Raw genomic sequence first — 14090 nt, 5'->3', positions numbered from 1 at the left:
CGTGCACGGACCGGCTTCGCCCGGCTGGCTGCTGGTCGCGCTGTGTGCGGCGACCGGGGCCTACTGTCTGCTGCGGATGCGCAGCACCGTCGAGGAACAGCGCCGGGCCGCGGGCGGCGAGGCGCTGATGGGCTTCGGCATGGCCGCGATGGCCGTACCGGCGGCGGTGGTCAGCCCGCCGTCGTGGGCCTGGCCGGTGTACGCGGCCGTGTTCGGCACCGCCGCGCTGCGGGCACTGTGGGCGGCGCGGACGAGCGCGCACCATCTGCACCACCTGGTGGGCGCGTCGGCCATGGTGTACATGGCGGTCGTGATGGCCGCCGCGCCCGGGCACCATGCGGGACACGGCACGACGTCCGGGGTCCCGCTCGTGACAGGGGCGCTGCTGCTCTACTTCATGGGATACGTGCTGCTGTCCGGGGTCCGGCTGATACCCGTCGCCGCGGGTGGCGGGGCAGTGGGGTGGACCGACCGGCCGGAACTGGCGCGGGCGTGCCGGCTGTCGATGGGTATCGCGATGGTGGCGATGCTGATCACGCTCTGACTGCCGTCGCGTGCATCCGTTGCCTGCGTCACTTTGCCGAGACAGGCCGTGTTGCGAAGTGCGTGTCACTCATAGGGTGATCGCCATGATGGTCCCCGCGGCACTGCTGCTGCTCGGCGCGCTGACCGCCGTCGTCGCCCCCAGGCTGCTCGCCCGGGCCGACTGGCCGGACCGTGAACCGGTGGTCGCGCTGTGGGTGTGGCAGTGCGTCGTGGCGGCCGTACTCCTGTGCTGTGCGCTGTCGATGACGCTCAGCGCGGCGGCGGCCTGGAAGGCGGTGCGCGGCCATGTGTTCGCCGCGGCCCCGCACGCCGTCGTGGACGCCTACGCGCTGCGTGCGGGGCCCTGGGCGGCGACCACCGCGGTGACCCTTGCGTGCGCCGGTCTGTGGAGCGTCGCGATGCTGGTCCGGGAGGTCGTACGGGCGCGTGCCCGCCGTCGCCTGCACCGGGCCGAACTTCTTGCACGGGCGCCGCTGTTGCCCGGCGAGGAGCCCGCGAACGGCGGGCTGGTGGTGCTGGAGGGCGAGCGGTCCGACGCCTGGTGGCTGCCCGGTGCCGCGCCGCAACTCGTCGTGACCACCGCCGCGTTGCGCCGCCTCAAGGGCCGGCAGCTCGATGCCGTACTCGCGCACGAGCAGGGGCACGCGCAGGCCCGGCACGACTGGCTGCTGCACTGTTCGGCCGCGCTGGCCGGCGGGTTTCCGCAGGTGCCGGTGTTCGCCGCGTTCCGCGACGAGATGCACCGCCTGGTCGAGCTCGCCGCCGACGACACGGCCTCCCGCCGCCACGGTCGCCTGACGACCGCGCTCGCCCTCGTCGAACTCAACGAGGACCGCGGCGTGTTCGGCCCCTCCCCCGCCCCGCAGGCCCACGTCCCACGGCGAGTGCACCGCCTGCTCAGCCCACCCAACCGACTCACCGCGGCCCGCCGCCTGGGGCTCACCGCGACAGCCACGCTGGTGCCGGTGGTGCCGGTGCTGGTGGCGTTCGTGCCGGGATTGCGGGCACTGGGGTAGGCGGGGTCTCCCGGGGCACGAGCCCCGGGGAGAAGCGCAGGTCTCCCCACATTGGCCTCGCGCCCCGCCCGTCGGCGAGGATCACTTCATGCACAACCTGCCCGTCGAGTCACCGCCCCGTCCGCCGGCCCACCGCACCGCCGTCCGCGCCGCGGTCGTCCTGGCCGTGTGCTCGACCGTCCTTCTCGTCCTGGTCGCGGTCAGGTGGCATCCCCTGATCGACGCCGACGGGGACATCGCCCGTACCACTCACCGCTGGGCCGTCGACGAACCCGGCCTCACCCATGCCTTCCGCATCCTGACGGACTGGGTCTGGGACCCGTGGACGATGCGTCTGGTGTGCGCGGCGGCCGTGGTGTGGCTGGTGTGGCGGTACGCGGCGTGGTGGACGGCACTGTGGCTGGCGGGCGCCTGTGCATGGGGGACCGTGCTGCAGCAGTCCCTGAAGGCCGCCGTCGACCGGCCGCGCCCGGTGTGGCCCGACCCCGTCGACTCGGCCCGCTATGCGGCCTTCCCCTCGGGCCACGCGCTGACCGCCACAGTCGTCTGCGGCCTCCTGCTGTGGCTGCTGCACCGCCACGGTGTGGGTCGCGTCCTGTGGCGTACGGCGCTGGTGGTGGCCGTCGTCTCGGTGGTCGGGGTCGGTCTGACGCGGGTGTGGCTGGGCGTGCACTGGGCGTCGGACGTGGTGGGGGGCTGGTTGATCGGGGCGCTGGTGGTGGCTGTGGCGGTGGGCACGTACGAGTGGCGGGCGGCTCACGGACGGACGAGGGCGGGAGTCGGCCCGTGACACGTCGATGGCCCGCCGGTTTCACCGGCGGGCCATCGAAATTGTCCGGGTGTGCCCGGCTCACCTCCGGTACTCGCGATAGTCATTGCGAATGCTGTTGCGGGTGCTGTTGCGAGAGGTGCGGCGGGACTTGAAAACGAACTTGAGCGCGAGGTGGGAGCCGGCCAGTGCGATCCCGACCGTCACGGCGAAATGGACGCTCACGCTCGGCTTGATAGTTTCTGCGAAATCATGAACGAGCCGAGAAATAAAATCTTCGGCTTCCTGCACCCACTCTTCCGCAGTCTTTCCCTGAGCGATGACCGTGTTGTGCGCCGCGCCAGGAGGGGCGGACGTTTCGGCGGCCTGCGAGATCGCAGATCCCCCGATTACCGCGAGAAAAACAATCATCGCCACCGAGATCGCACGAGCCGCCAGGCGACCACGTCGCGCCTGAGGTTTCGCTTTCGGCATGGTGAATCACATCCCCCGTCGGATTCGACGGCCCGTACGGCCGCCGAAGCCAGTGCACTCCCGCCATGCCGAGGAATGACCTGCCGGAGCATTCATCGTTTCCGGTCCGCTGCAACTGTTACGGGACCCGAATTTCCGAACCCAAGCGGTAATTCACCACCCGCCCCATGCGCGTCGCGCCGCACGCTACCCTTGATCAATGCTCTCCGTTCTCTTCGACTTCTCCGGCACCCTCTTCCGCATCGAGTCCACCGAGTCCTGGCTGCGCGCAGTGCTGGACGAGAGCGGGATCGCGCTCCCCGAGCCCGAGTTGGCGCAGGCCGCGAAGGCGCTGGAGGTGGCGGGGGCGCTGCCGGGCGGTGCGTTTCCGGCCCAACTGCCGGAGCACCTCGCGGAGGTGTGGAAGATCCGGGACGAGAGCGCCGAGCTGCACCGCGCCGCCTACACCGGGCTCTCCCGCCAAGTGCCGCTTCCCGACCCGCGGTTGCACGACGCGCTGTACGACCGGCACCGGACACCGGCCGCGTGGGCCCCGTACCCCGACGCCGAGGAGGTGCTGCACCAGCTGTGCGAGCGCGGTGTCGGCATCGGTGTCGTCAGCAACATCGGCTGGGACCTGCGCCCGATCTTCCGCGAGCACGGCCTCGACCGGTACGTCGACACGTACGTCCTGTCGTACGAACACGGCGTCCAGAAGCCCGACCCGCGGCTGTTCGCGACCGCCTGCGAGGCGCTGGAGGTCGAGCCGGGCGAGGTCCTGATGGTGGGCGACGACGCGCGGGCGGACGGCGGTGCGGCCGCCCTCGGGTGCCGGGTGCACCTGGTGGAGCATCTGCCGGTGGCCGAGCGGCCGGACGGGCTGCGTCCGGTGCTGGACCTGGTGGGCTGACCTCAGCGCCGGCGGGTCACTCCAGATAGCCCTCCACCTGCGACGACGAGCGCACCTGCGCCTCGTCGGGGTTCTCCCCGAACTCCGTCTTGGCGCGCCGCTGCCGCAGCAGGTCCCAGCACTGGTCGAGCTCGCGCTCCAGCTGGCCGAGCCGCTGCTGTTCCGTCCCGCTGTCGATCTCACCGGACGCGAGCGACGCACGGAGCTTGCGCTCGTCCTCGACCATCTCCGTGATCCTGGCCAGGATCCGCTGGTCCTGTTCCATGTCCCCAGGCCTCCTCGGCTCGGCACTCCCGTCCACTCTAGGAGCGGTGGAGCCTCCGGTGCTCGTCCACCCTGGACGATCCCCCGCGTCGCCCAGGGCAGACGGCAGCCCCTGACCAGGCTCTTCGGGGAGCCGGTCGGGGACGTACTGAGTATAGTTGGCTGGCAGCCAGTCAACGCAGGAGTTACAGCATGTCCCCGCGCAGCGCCTCGGTCAATGAAGAGTTGCGGAGACGTTCCCGGGAGCGGCTCCTGCAGGCGGCCGTCGAGCTGGTCGGCGAGCACGGATACGAGGCGACGACGCTCGGCGACATCGCGGACAGAGCAGGCTCGGCGCGCGGCCTGGTGTCGTACTACTTCCCGGGAAAACGCCAGCTCGTGCAGTCCGCGGTGCACCGGCTGATGCACGGCACGCTCGAGGAGGCGCTGGAGCGCGAGCCGCGCACGACGGACGGCCGGGAGCGGCTGGCGCGGGCCGTCGACGCGATCCTGGGCCTGGGCCGTGACCGGCCCGTGCTGATGCGCCAGCACATGGCGGGGCTGCTGCAGGCGGAGGGTTTTGTGCAGTGTCCGGAGCAGCAGCGTCTGGCGGAGCTGCTCCGGGGCGTCGTCGCAGGGTACGGGTCGCAGGACGTCGATGCGGACTATCCGATGCTGCGCTCGGTACTGATGGGTGCCGTCTACGCGATGGTGCTGCCGAACGTGCCGATGTCGATCACACCCCTGCGGGCCGAGCTGTTCAAGCGCTACCGGCTCGACTGGGAGATGGGCGTCCCGCCGGACGCCGAGGCGGCATCCGGCGGGAGCCGCCCGGCGGATCTGTCACGGTTCTTCGCGACCGGGGAACGCGCCGGACCCAACTGATCCCGTCAGTGCCGTACATGACGTGGTGTCAGGAATCCTGCGTCCCGCGCCTGCGAAATCATCCGAAGCGACCTGCGGCGGCTGTGCCCCGTCGCGCACATCACCGCGAGGACCGGGTCGACACCCTCCGCCTGGGCCGCGCGGTATTTGTGGGCGACGAGCCGGCGGCCCTCGATACCGCGGGGCCAGGGCGGTCGGGCCCGCCAGGACACGGCGGATCGGTCGCGCTCCGTGGCCGGATCCGGTCCGGGGCCACAGGCTTCGAAGAGCGGTTCCTCGATCCACTCGGCGAGTTCCGCGAGGTCGTCCAGGGAGAGGGCCGGCTGGGCCCGCACCTCCTCCAGCGAGGCGCACCCCTTGCAGACCACGGCGAGGGCGTCGACCTGGGCGCCGTCGGTGAACGCCAGCCGGACCGTGAACCACGACGTGGCGCCCTCGGCCTCCTGCACTTCCCACGCGAGCCGCACGGACACCGTTGCGTCCGTCGGAAAACGATCAGAAAGATTAAGAAAGGATGCTTCTAGCACACACGGAACGTAACCGCCCGATCACACTCCATAAGAGCGGACACGCACGCCCGCATCCGCCCTGCACCCTGTCAGCGGAGCACCGGCGGTGCGATCCTGGAGCCGTAAGCGATCTCCTCTCGTAAGGAGTTCCGCCGTGTTGCGTGTCGCCGTCGTCGGCTCCGGGCCGAGCGGGGTCTACACCGCCCAGAGCCTTGTCCAGCTGGACTCCGAGGTGCTCGTCGACGTCCTGGACCGGCTGCCGTGCCCGTACGGCCTGGTGCGGTACGGGGTGGCGCCGGACCACGAGAAGATCAAGTCGCTGCAGAACAACCTGCGTACGGTCCTGGAGCACGAGCGCGTGCGCTTCCTCGGCGGCGTCCAGATCGGTCCCGGCGGGATGCCGGTCGAGCGGTTGCGGGAGCTGTACCACGCGGTGGTCTACTGCGTGGGCGCCGCCACCGACCGCCACCTCGGGATCCCCGGGGAGGACCTGCCGGGCAGCTGGTCGGCGACGCAGTTCGTGTCCTGGTACAGCGCTCATCCGGATTCCGTCGACGACGGTTTCGTACGGGGCGCCCGGTCGGCCGTGGTCATCGGTGTGGGGAACGTCGCGGTGGACGTCACCCGCATTCTGGCCCGCGGCGCTGCGGAGTTGAGCCCGACGGACATGCCTCAGGCGGCGCTCAGTGCGCTGGCCGCGAGCCGGGTCAGTGAAGTGCACATGGTGGGCCGGCGCGGCCCGTCCCAGGCCCGCTTCACGACCAAGGAGCTGCGCGAGCTGGGCGGCCTGCCGGGCACCGAACTCACCGTGGATCCGGCGGAGTTGGAGCTTGATCCGGCGTACGGCGACCCGTCTGCGCTGCCCGCGGTCCAGCGCCGCAACGTGGAGGTGCTGCGCGGCTGGGCCCAGCGGCCCGCCGTGGACGCGCTGCGCCGCATCCGGCTGCGCTTCTTCCTGCGGCCGGTCGAACTGCTCGCGGACGGCGGGCACGTGGGCGCGGTGCGCTTCGAGCGGACGGCGCCCGACGGGGCCGGCGGCGTGACGGGTACCGGCCAGTACGAGGACATCGAGGCTCAGTTGGTGCTGCGTTCGGTGGGCTATCGGGGAGTGCCGCTGGAGGGGCTGCCGTTCGACGCGGCGAGCGGCACCGTGCCGCATCTGGCCGGACGCGTCCTGCGCGCGGGTGTCGTGGCGCCGGGCGAGTACGTGGCCGGCTGGATCAAGCGCGGCCCGACAGGCGTGATCGGCACCAACCGCCCGTGCGCGAAGGAGACGGTGCTGTCACTGCTCGACGACGCCTCCGTCCTCGTACACAAGGATCTTGCCGGAGATCCGGTCGCGGCGCTGCGTGCGGAGGGGATCGAGCCGGTCTTGTGGGCGGGCTGGCAGGCGATCGAGCGGGCCGAGGCGGCGCTCGGGGCCTCGCTGGGACGCAGTGTCGTCAAGCTGGCGGACTGGGAGGCGCTGCTGGCGGCGGCGCGGGCGACGGGCTCGCAGCAGGCGTCGTAGCAGAGCGGATGGCGTGGCCGCGTAGCAGAGTCGAATGCATATAGGTGGGCAGGACACACATCGGCAACAACCCAGCAATCAACAAACTGTTCAAGCCGCTTACCGTCTCGTGCTGTCCGGATGTCCCCTCCGCCGCCGCTCTGGAGTGCCCATGGCCACGCCCACCCCCGTCCATCCCGTCGACGAGGTCCCACCCGCACGGCAATTGGCCGCCTTCGGTCTCCAGCACGTGCTCGCGATGTACGCGGGCGCGGTGGCAGTGCCGCTGATCGTGGGCGGGGCGATGAAGCTCTCGCCCGCCGACCTGGCGTATCTGATCACCGCCGATCTGCTGGTCTGCGGCATCGCGACGCTCATCCAGTGCGTGGGCTTCTGGCGGTTCGGTGTGCGGCTGCCGATCATGCAGGGCTGTACGTTCGCGGCCGTGTCACCGATGGTCCTCATCGGGACGACGGGCGGCGGACTGCCCGCGATCTACGGCTCGGTGATCGTCGCGGGGCTTGCCATCGTGCTGCTCGCGCCGGTGTTCGGGAAGCTGCTGCGGTTCTTCCCGCCGCTGGTCACCGGCACCGTCATCCTGATCATCGGGGTGTCGCTGCTGCCGGTCGCGGGCAACTGGGCCGCGGGCGGCGTCGGCTCGAAGGACTTCGGGGAGCCGAAGAACCTGGCGCTCGCCGGCTTCGTGCTGGCGGTGGTGCTGGGCGTGCAGCGGTTCGCGCCGGTGTTCCTGAGCCGGATCGCGGTGCTGATCGGCATCGCGGTGGGACTGCTGGTGGCGGTTCCGTTCGGGTTCACGGACTTCAGCGGGGTCGGGGACGCCGACTGGGTGGGCATCAGCACGCCGTTCCACTTCGGGGCACCCACGTTCGAGGCGTCGGCGATCATCTCGATGCTGGTGGTTGCGCTGGTGACGATGACCGAGACGACCGGTGACCTGATCGCGGTCGGCGAGATGACCGGGCGCAAGGTCGAGCCGCGCTCGCTGGCGGACGGTCTGCGCGCCGACGGCCTGTCGACCGTGCTGGGCGGCGTGTTCAACACCTTCCCGTACACGGCGTACGCGCAGAACGTGGGCCTGGTCGGCATGACGCGGGTCCGCAGCCGCTGGGTGGTGGCGACCGCGGGCGGCATCCTCGTCCTGCTCGGCCTGCTGCCCAAGCTGGGCGCGGTCGTGGCGGCGATACCGGCGCCGGTGCTGGGCGGTGCGGGTCTGGTGATGTTCGGGACGGTGGCCGCGAGCGGCCTGCGGACCCTGGCCCAGGTGGACTTCAAGGACAACCACAACCTCACGGTCGTGGCGGTGTCGGTGGCCGTCGGAGTACTGCCGGTCGGGGTGCCCACGGTCTACGAGAAGTTCCCGGACTGGTTCCAGACGGTGATGAACAGCGGCATCAGCGCGGGCTGCCTGACGGCGATCGTGCTGAACCTGCTGTTCAACCACCTTCCGGCGGGGGCGGGTTCAGCCGTCCCCGAGGCGAACGGCCTGCCGAGCGTCACCGACAACGCCTCCGCATAGGTCAGGCCCGGCGGGCCTCCGGCGGCACGGGCTCGTGCCCGGTGAGTGCCCGCCATGCCTGGTGTTGCATCTGTTCGGACACCACGCGCGCTTCCTCCACGACATCGCCACGTTCGCGCACAAGACTGTCGTAGACCGGCAGGTGGTCGTTTTCATTTGAATTCATGCGCGCCCCAGCCGTGCGGCGATTCCGTGACCGACCAGCAAATAGATTATGGCCGGCAGACCGTAATTGAGGAGAACGCGCAGGCCTTCTGTGTCCATGGTGAAAATGTCCTGTGACCAACCGGCCAGCCAATCGGCCGTGCCGTGCACGAACTCGACGAAGACATTGGCTTCATTGGCTCCGAGCAGGTGGAGCAGGATCCACAGGCCCAGGAAAGCGGCGGCGATGTCGGCGATCGTGTGGATGGCCAGGGCCGTCCGCCGGGCCGTGCTGCGGCTTCGCTCGTACTGGTGTGGGCGGCCTTGGGGCTGGTCATAGGCGTGCGTACCCGGGATCGGGTCGATATTGCTCACTGGAATCCAATCTGACGCATTCGCTTTTCATGTACGTCAGCGTTGCGCGGCCGCCGTGGTGTTACAGGGCCCGGCATTTCTATTGAGTTTGCACGGAATGCCCGAGCAGGCGTTGCACTTCAACTCGCCGTACAGGCCGTCCCGTTGAGTGCGAAGGCGCCCGGCGCCGCACCGTTGCCCGTGTGGTTCGCCTGGTAACCGATGGTGACGCTCGCGTTCGGGGCGAGTGTGCCGTTGTACGAGGCGTTCGTGGCCGTCACCGCACCGGTCGCCGGCGCGTACGTGGCGCCCCAGCCGTTGGTGATCGTCTGGCCCGCGGGCAGGGTGAAGGCGAGCTGCCAGCCGTTGATCGTCGTCGCACCGGTGTTGGTGATCGTCACGGAGGCGGTCAGGCCCGTGTTCCAGGCGTTGGTCGTCGCGGTCGCCCTGCAGCCGCCCGGCTTCGGCTGAGGTGCCGGGCCTGAGGAGTCGAGGCCGAAGAAGGTCAGCGCGCGGGCCGCCATGCCGTAGCTGTACAGGTTGTGGCCGACACCCTGGAGGCTGATGGCCTCGACGGGAGCCTGGTCACCCGTGGAGCCGTAGCGGGTGCGGGTCCAGCCGGAGACGGGCGAGTCGGTGGCGGCCGGGGTCTGGCCGACGCCGAGCACGTTGGTCCACTGCTTGATCTCCTCGCCGAAGTTCGGGTAGCGCAGCACGTCGTCCTCGGTGCCGTGCCACACCTGCATCCGCGGCCGGGGTCCGGTGTAGCCGGGGTACGCGCCGCGGACCAGGTCGCCCCACTCCTGCGGGGTGTGCAGGACGGTGCCGCCGGAGCAGGCGCTGTTCCACTCGGAGCCGTCGGTGGTGGCGAAGCAGCCGAACGGTACGCCGGAGAAGGCGGCGCCCGCGGCGAAGACGTCGGGGTAGTCGCCCAGCAGGACGTTGGTCATCATCGCGCCGGAGGAGATGCCGGTGGCGTAGATCCTGCTCGTGTCCGCGGAGTAGGTGCGGGTGACCCAGTCGATCATCGACTTGATGCCGACGGGGTCGCTGCCGCCGCCGCGCTTGAGCGCCTGGGGCGAGGAGACGTCGAAGCACTTGCTGGCGCGGGTCACCGACGGGTAGATCACGACGAAGCCGTAGGTGTCGGCCAGTTGGGCCCACTCGGTGCCGTTGTACATGGCCGGTCCGGAGCCGGTGCAGTAGTGCACGGCCACGACGACCGCGGGGTGTGCGGTGACGCTCTCCGGCACGTACAGGTACATCTGCAGGCTGCTCGGGTTGGTGCCGAAGTCGGTGACCTCGGTGAGCTTCGCGGCGGGAACGGCGGTACGCGCGGCGCCGGGGGTGCGGTGAGGGTCACCGCGGCGAGTAACGGCACGAGCGCGGCGAACAGCGCCAGGAACGCCGAACGCAGCGGTCTCCGCGCCGAGTTGCTGAGGGTGAGGGGCACGTCCTTTGCCCTTTCTGGTCGCGGCTGGTGCCGTCGAGGCTGTCGGCGGTCCAGGCCCGGAAGTAGCGCCGCCAGTCGGATCCGGTGGCGAGGGCCTCCACGGAACGGGCCCGTGAGCGACCGGGCCCGGTCGCCTCTCCCCCCGCCGGCGAACGTACGCGTACGTGGAGTCGTCATCGACCCGCCCCTTACGGAAAAGGGAAGCGCAGGTCGCATGGTGGCATGGACACGACCACCATGGAAGCGCTCCCACACCCCTTCGCCGTCCGGTTTCAGACAGCCCTTGCCGCCCACCAGGCCTTACGGAATGCGTTCTGCGCAAAGCGTTGACTAGAAAGCGCTTGCCCCCTACGTTCCGTTCAGCACTGTGACCGCCAGGAGCCCTTGCGGTCCCGAACGGTCACTGTGCTCGCGCGCGGAGTTCAACATGGCGTACGTCGTTCACGTACAGGATCGAGAGAGTCCTCCTGAAGGGACGCACCCGCATGCGTACTCGCCCCCCACGTACACACACGCAAAGATCCACGCTGGTGGTGGCCGCCGCTGCCGCACTCGCCACGGCGGCCACCCTCGCCCTCCCCCAGTCGGCCGGGGCGGCGGAGTCCTCGCCGGTCGGGTTCGGCGCCGGGACGACGGGCGGCGGCAGCGCGACGGCGGTCACCGTCTCGTCGCTGAGCGCCTTCAAGTCGGCGGTCACCGGCAGCACCGCGAAAGTCGTCAAGGTCAACGGCCTGATCTCGCTGAGCGGTCAGGTGGACGTCGGCTCCAACACCACGGTGCTGGGCGTCGGTTCGGCCTCCGGGTTCACCGGTGGCGGGCTGCGCCTGAAGAACGCGACCAACGTCGTCATCCGCAATCTGAACATCAGCAAGGCGGTCGGCACGGACGCGCTCACCGTCCAGAAGTCGACGAAGGTGTGGATCGACCACAACGCCTTCTCGTCCGACCGCGACCACGGCAAGGACTACTACGACGGCCTGGTCGACATCACCCACGCCTCGGACTACGTCACGGTCTCCTGGAACACCTTCAAGAACCACTACAAGGGCTCGCTCGTCGGTCACAGCGACAACAACGCGAGCGAGGACACCGGGCATCTGCGGGTGACGTACCACCACAACTGGTTCGACAACGTCAACTCCCGCATCCCCAGCCTGCGTTTCGGCACCGGGCACTTCTACGACAACTACGTCGTCGGCGCCGAGACCGCCGTGCACTCCCGCATGGGCGCGCAGATGCTCGTCGAGAACAACGTGTTCCGCAGCACCGGGGTCGCCGTCACGACCAACCGGGACAGCGACGTCGACGGCTACGCCAACCTCAAGGGCAACGACCTGGGCGATGCCTCCACCGAGGTCTCGCAGGTCGGGACCTTCACCAGCCCGCCGTACGGCTACACCGCCGAGCCCGCCTCATCGGTCGTCGCCTCGGTCACCGGCGGCGCGGGCACCGGAAAGCTCTGACCGAACCCCCCACCTGGAAGAAGGCATTCGGGACATGACTTCACCAGCACGCACGCGTGCCCGTCGGCGCGCACTGGCCGGAGGCCTGGCCGCGGTCGGCCTCTCGGTTGGCATGATCATGACGGAAGGAGCGCTGTCTCCGGCGAGCGCGGCCACCTGGCCCACCGCCAACGGCAGCCAGGCGGTCACCGCCACCATCCCGGTCTCCGGCACCAAGGACTACGGGATGAAGCGGCTGTACGGCAGCGGCGACCTGGGCACCGGCGGCCAGAACGAGGACCAGGACCCGATCCTCGAACTGGCCCCGGGCGCAGTCCTGAAGAACGTCATCATCGGCTCCCCCGCCGCGGACGGCATCCACTGCAAGGGCAGTTGCACGCTGCAGAACGTGTGGTGGGAGGACGTCGGCGAGGACGCGGCGACGTTCCTGGGCTCCTCGTCGTCCAACGTGTACACCGTCTCCGGCGGTGGCGCGAAGGAGGCCAGTGACAAGGTGTTCCAGTTCAACGGCGCCGGGACGCTGAACGTCTCGAACTTCGCGGTGCAGAACTTCGGCACCTTCGTGCGCTCGTGCGGCAACTGCAAGAGCGGTCAGTACAAGCGGACGATCAACCTCAACACCATCGAGGCGACCTACAAGGGCGGCCGGCTCGTCGGCATCAACACCAACTACGGCGACAGTGCGACCCTGAAGAAGATCACCATCGTGGGTGACTCCGGCAAGAAGATCGTTCCCTGCCAGAAGTACATCGGGAACAACACCGGGGCCGAGCCGCCCAAGAACGGCTCGGGTCCGGACGGGACGTACTGCAAGTACTCCTCGTCCGACATCACCTACAAGTAGGCCAAGTAGACCCCCCACGGGGAACCGGCCGTACGAAGCGCACCCGCACGGTGCTTCGTACGGCCGCCGCGTGTTTCTTCGGGTCTCTCGGCGGGCTTCTCGGGGGTCAGCCGAGCTTGGCGTATTCGACGGCGATCCGCGCCCCGAGGCGGGCGTTGTTCTTGACCAGGGCGATGTTGGTGCGCAGGCTCTCGCCGCCGGTGAGTTCGACGATCCGGCCGAGGAGGTACGGGGTGGTGTCCTTGCCGGTGATGCCGGCCTTGTCCATCTCGGCGAGGGCCTGGGCGATGACGCCGTCCATGCGCTCGGCGGGGACCTCCTCCTCCTCGGGCACGGGGTTGGCGATGCTGAGGCCGCCGGGGATGCCGAGGTCCCAGCGGGCGTGCATCACGGCGGCGATCTCGGCCGGGGAGTCCACACGCATCGGCGAGGTGAAGCCACTGCGGCGGGAGTAGAACGCCGGGAACTCGTCCGTGCCGTAGGTGAGGACCGGGACGCCGAGGGTCTCGAGAGTCTCCAGGGTCAGGCCGATGTCGAGGATGCTCTTGACGCCCGCGCTGATCACCGCGACGCCGGTCGTGGCCAGCTCCGTCAGGTCGGCGCTGATGTCGAAGGTCGTCGGCGCGCCGCGGTGCACACCGCCGATGCCGCCGGTGACGAAGGTACGGATGCCGGCGAGGGCGGCCAGCCGCATGGTGGCGGCGACGGTCGTCGCGCCGTGCGCACCGCGCGCGACGACATAGGCGAGGTCGCGGACGCTGGCCTTGGTGACGTCCGGCGCGGTCGCGAGGAGTTCCAGGTCCTCGGAGGTCAGCCCGATGCGGGGCCTGCCGTGCAGCACGGCGATGGTCGCCGGGACGGCGCCGCCGTCGCGGATGATCTGCTCGACCTCGACGGCCATCTCCACGTTCTGCGGGTACGGCATGCCGTGGCTGATGATCGTCGACTCCAGCGCCACGACGGGATGCCCGTCGCGCAGCGCCTCGCGGACCTCGTCGGTCAGCACCAGACGCGGATGCGGCACGGCAGCGGTCGCGGGAGTCGGGGAGGGGGTGGGCGTGATCATCTCGGGCTCCGCATCGGGTTTCGGGTCTGGCGAGTGGGACGGGTTGGGGCGGTCGGGCGGAAGATTCGGGTCGGGCGGGTTCGTCGGGACGAAGAGTCGGCTCCGTCATTCGTTCGGGCTGATCGGACGGGTGGTTCAGGCCAGGCGGGTCGTAGTGGTCGGGCAGGGGTTCGGCGGCGGTCGGTCGGGCGGCTCAGCCGGGCGAGTCGGGGTGGGTGGTCAGGTGGTTCATCAGGCCGGTCGGCCAGGCGGGCCGGGTGAGCAGGGCGGGCGATTCGGGTCGGGTGGGGCGGGTGGGCCACTTGAGTCGGCCTCGTCATTCGGGCTGATCGGGCGGTGGTTCGGGCCGGTCGGGACGGGCGGGCGATTCGGGTCGGGTGGGGCAGGTGGCCGCTTGAGTCGGCCTCGG

General features: G+C 69.9%; 15 protein-coding genes and 1 pseudogene. 9 read left to right on the top strand and 7 right to left on the bottom strand.

Annotated elements, in window-relative coordinates; genetic code table 11:
* Window position 1: 1 nt before the first annotated feature.
* The 3 genes from ACFY1L_RS37465 to ACFY1L_RS37455 all read left to right on the top strand — a co-directional run bounded on the left by ACFY1L_RS37465 (window position 2) and on the right by ACFY1L_RS37455 (window position 2352).
* A complete protein-coding gene (locus ACFY1L_RS37465) occupies window positions 2-544 on the top strand; it encodes a DUF5134 domain-containing protein (protein ID WP_388834673.1) in 543 nt (180 codons plus the stop codon).
* 85 nt (window positions 545-629) lie between these two features.
* Window positions 630-1562 carry a M56 family metallopeptidase gene (locus ACFY1L_RS37460; RefSeq protein WP_388834670.1) on the top strand — a complete coding sequence of 311 codons (933 nt, stop codon included), beginning with the start codon at window positions 630-632 and terminating at the stop codon, window positions 1560-1562.
* Between the two features lie 88 nt (window positions 1563-1650).
* Entirely contained in the window at window positions 1651-2352 is a 702-nt protein-coding gene (locus ACFY1L_RS37455; protein ID WP_388834667.1) for a phosphatase PAP2 family protein, read from the top strand.
* Window positions 2353-2412: 60 nt separating this feature from the next.
* Here ACFY1L_RS37455 and ACFY1L_RS37450 read toward each other — a convergent pair whose 3' ends face one another.
* Complete coding sequence (locus ACFY1L_RS37450) at window positions 2413-2805, bottom strand: hypothetical protein (RefSeq protein WP_388834664.1); 393 nt, start codon at window positions 2803-2805, stop codon at window positions 2413-2415.
* 199 nt (window positions 2806-3004) lie between these two features.
* Between ACFY1L_RS37450 and ACFY1L_RS37445 the strand changes: the two genes are divergently transcribed.
* A complete protein-coding gene (locus tag ACFY1L_RS37445; protein ID WP_388834661.1) occupies window positions 3005-3694 on the top strand; it encodes an HAD family hydrolase in 690 nt (229 codons plus the stop codon).
* A 16-nt stretch (window positions 3695-3710) separates the two neighbouring features.
* Here ACFY1L_RS37445 and ACFY1L_RS37440 read toward each other — a convergent pair whose 3' ends face one another.
* A complete protein-coding gene (locus ACFY1L_RS37440; protein ID WP_388834658.1) occupies window positions 3711-3959 on the bottom strand; it encodes a DUF2630 family protein in 249 nt (82 codons plus the stop codon).
* 191 nt (window positions 3960-4150) lie between these two features.
* On the opposite strand from ACFY1L_RS37440, the gene ACFY1L_RS37435 reads away from it, so the two are divergent.
* A complete protein-coding gene (locus ACFY1L_RS37435; RefSeq protein ID WP_388834655.1) occupies window positions 4151-4822 on the top strand; it encodes a TetR/AcrR family transcriptional regulator in 672 nt (223 codons plus the stop codon).
* A 5-nt stretch (window positions 4823-4827) separates the two neighbouring features.
* On the opposite strand, the gene ACFY1L_RS37430 is transcribed toward ACFY1L_RS37435, so the two are convergent.
* Complete coding sequence (locus ACFY1L_RS37430; protein WP_388834652.1) at window positions 4828-5295, bottom strand: DUF6214 family protein; 468 nt, start codon at window positions 5293-5295, stop codon at window positions 4828-4830.
* 190 nt (window positions 5296-5485) lie between these two features.
* On the opposite strand from ACFY1L_RS37430, the gene ACFY1L_RS37425 reads away from it, so the two are divergent.
* Window positions 5486-6841 (top strand): FAD-dependent oxidoreductase, encoded by a 1356-nt coding sequence (locus ACFY1L_RS37425; protein WP_388834649.1) that lies wholly within the window; start codon window positions 5486-5488, stop codon window positions 6839-6841.
* Window positions 6842-6992: 151 nt separating this feature from the next.
* Window positions 6993-8357 carry a nucleobase:cation symporter-2 family protein gene (locus ACFY1L_RS37420; protein ID WP_388834643.1) on the top strand — a complete coding sequence of 455 codons (1365 nt, stop codon included), beginning with the start codon at window positions 6993-6995 and terminating at the stop codon, window positions 8355-8357.
* A gap of 1 nt (window position 8358) precedes the next feature.
* Here the strand turns inward: ACFY1L_RS37420 and ACFY1L_RS37415 are convergent, their stop codons facing one another.
* The 3 genes and pseudogenes from ACFY1L_RS37415 to ACFY1L_RS37405 all read right to left on the bottom strand — a co-directional run bounded on the left by ACFY1L_RS37415 (window position 8359) and on the right by ACFY1L_RS37405 (window position 10272).
* The gene (locus tag ACFY1L_RS37415; protein WP_388834640.1) at window positions 8359-8523 is read right to left on the bottom strand and encodes a hypothetical protein; all 165 of its coding nucleotides are present in this window, start codon (window positions 8521-8523) and stop codon (window positions 8359-8361) included.
* Window positions 8520-8876 (bottom strand): hypothetical protein, encoded by a 357-nt coding sequence (locus tag ACFY1L_RS37410; protein ID WP_388834637.1) that lies wholly within the window; start codon window positions 8874-8876, stop codon window positions 8520-8522. The genes ACFY1L_RS37415 and ACFY1L_RS37410 overlap by 4 nt, the downstream gene beginning before the upstream one ends.
* 119 nt (window positions 8877-8995) lie before the next feature.
* Window positions 8996-10272 (bottom strand): annotated as a pseudogene (locus tag ACFY1L_RS37405) (PHB depolymerase family esterase).
* 521 nt (window positions 10273-10793) lie between these two features.
* On the opposite strand from ACFY1L_RS37405, the gene ACFY1L_RS37400 reads away from it, so the two are divergent.
* Both ACFY1L_RS37400 and ACFY1L_RS37395 read left to right on the top strand, forming a co-directional pair.
* A complete protein-coding gene (locus ACFY1L_RS37400; protein ID WP_388834629.1) occupies window positions 10794-11771 on the top strand; it encodes a polysaccharide lyase family 1 protein in 978 nt (325 codons plus the stop codon).
* 34 nt (window positions 11772-11805) lie between these two features.
* Window positions 11806-12615 (top strand): pectate lyase, encoded by an 810-nt coding sequence (locus ACFY1L_RS37395; protein ID WP_388834626.1) that lies wholly within the window; start codon window positions 11806-11808, stop codon window positions 12613-12615.
* A 106-nt stretch (window positions 12616-12721) separates the two neighbouring features.
* On the opposite strand, the gene ACFY1L_RS37390 is transcribed toward ACFY1L_RS37395, so the two are convergent.
* Window positions 12722-13681, bottom strand: a complete 960-nt coding sequence (locus ACFY1L_RS37390; RefSeq protein ID WP_388834623.1) for a pseudouridine-5'-phosphate glycosidase — start codon at window positions 13679-13681, stop codon at window positions 12722-12724.
* Between the last annotated feature and the right edge of the window lie 409 nt (window positions 13682-14090).

This window comes from Streptomyces sp. NPDC001663 (assembly GCF_042893105.1).
Lineage (GTDB): Bacteria > Actinomycetota > Actinomycetes > Streptomycetales > Streptomycetaceae > Streptomyces.
This window is presented reverse-complemented; position numbering and strand designations above follow the sequence as displayed.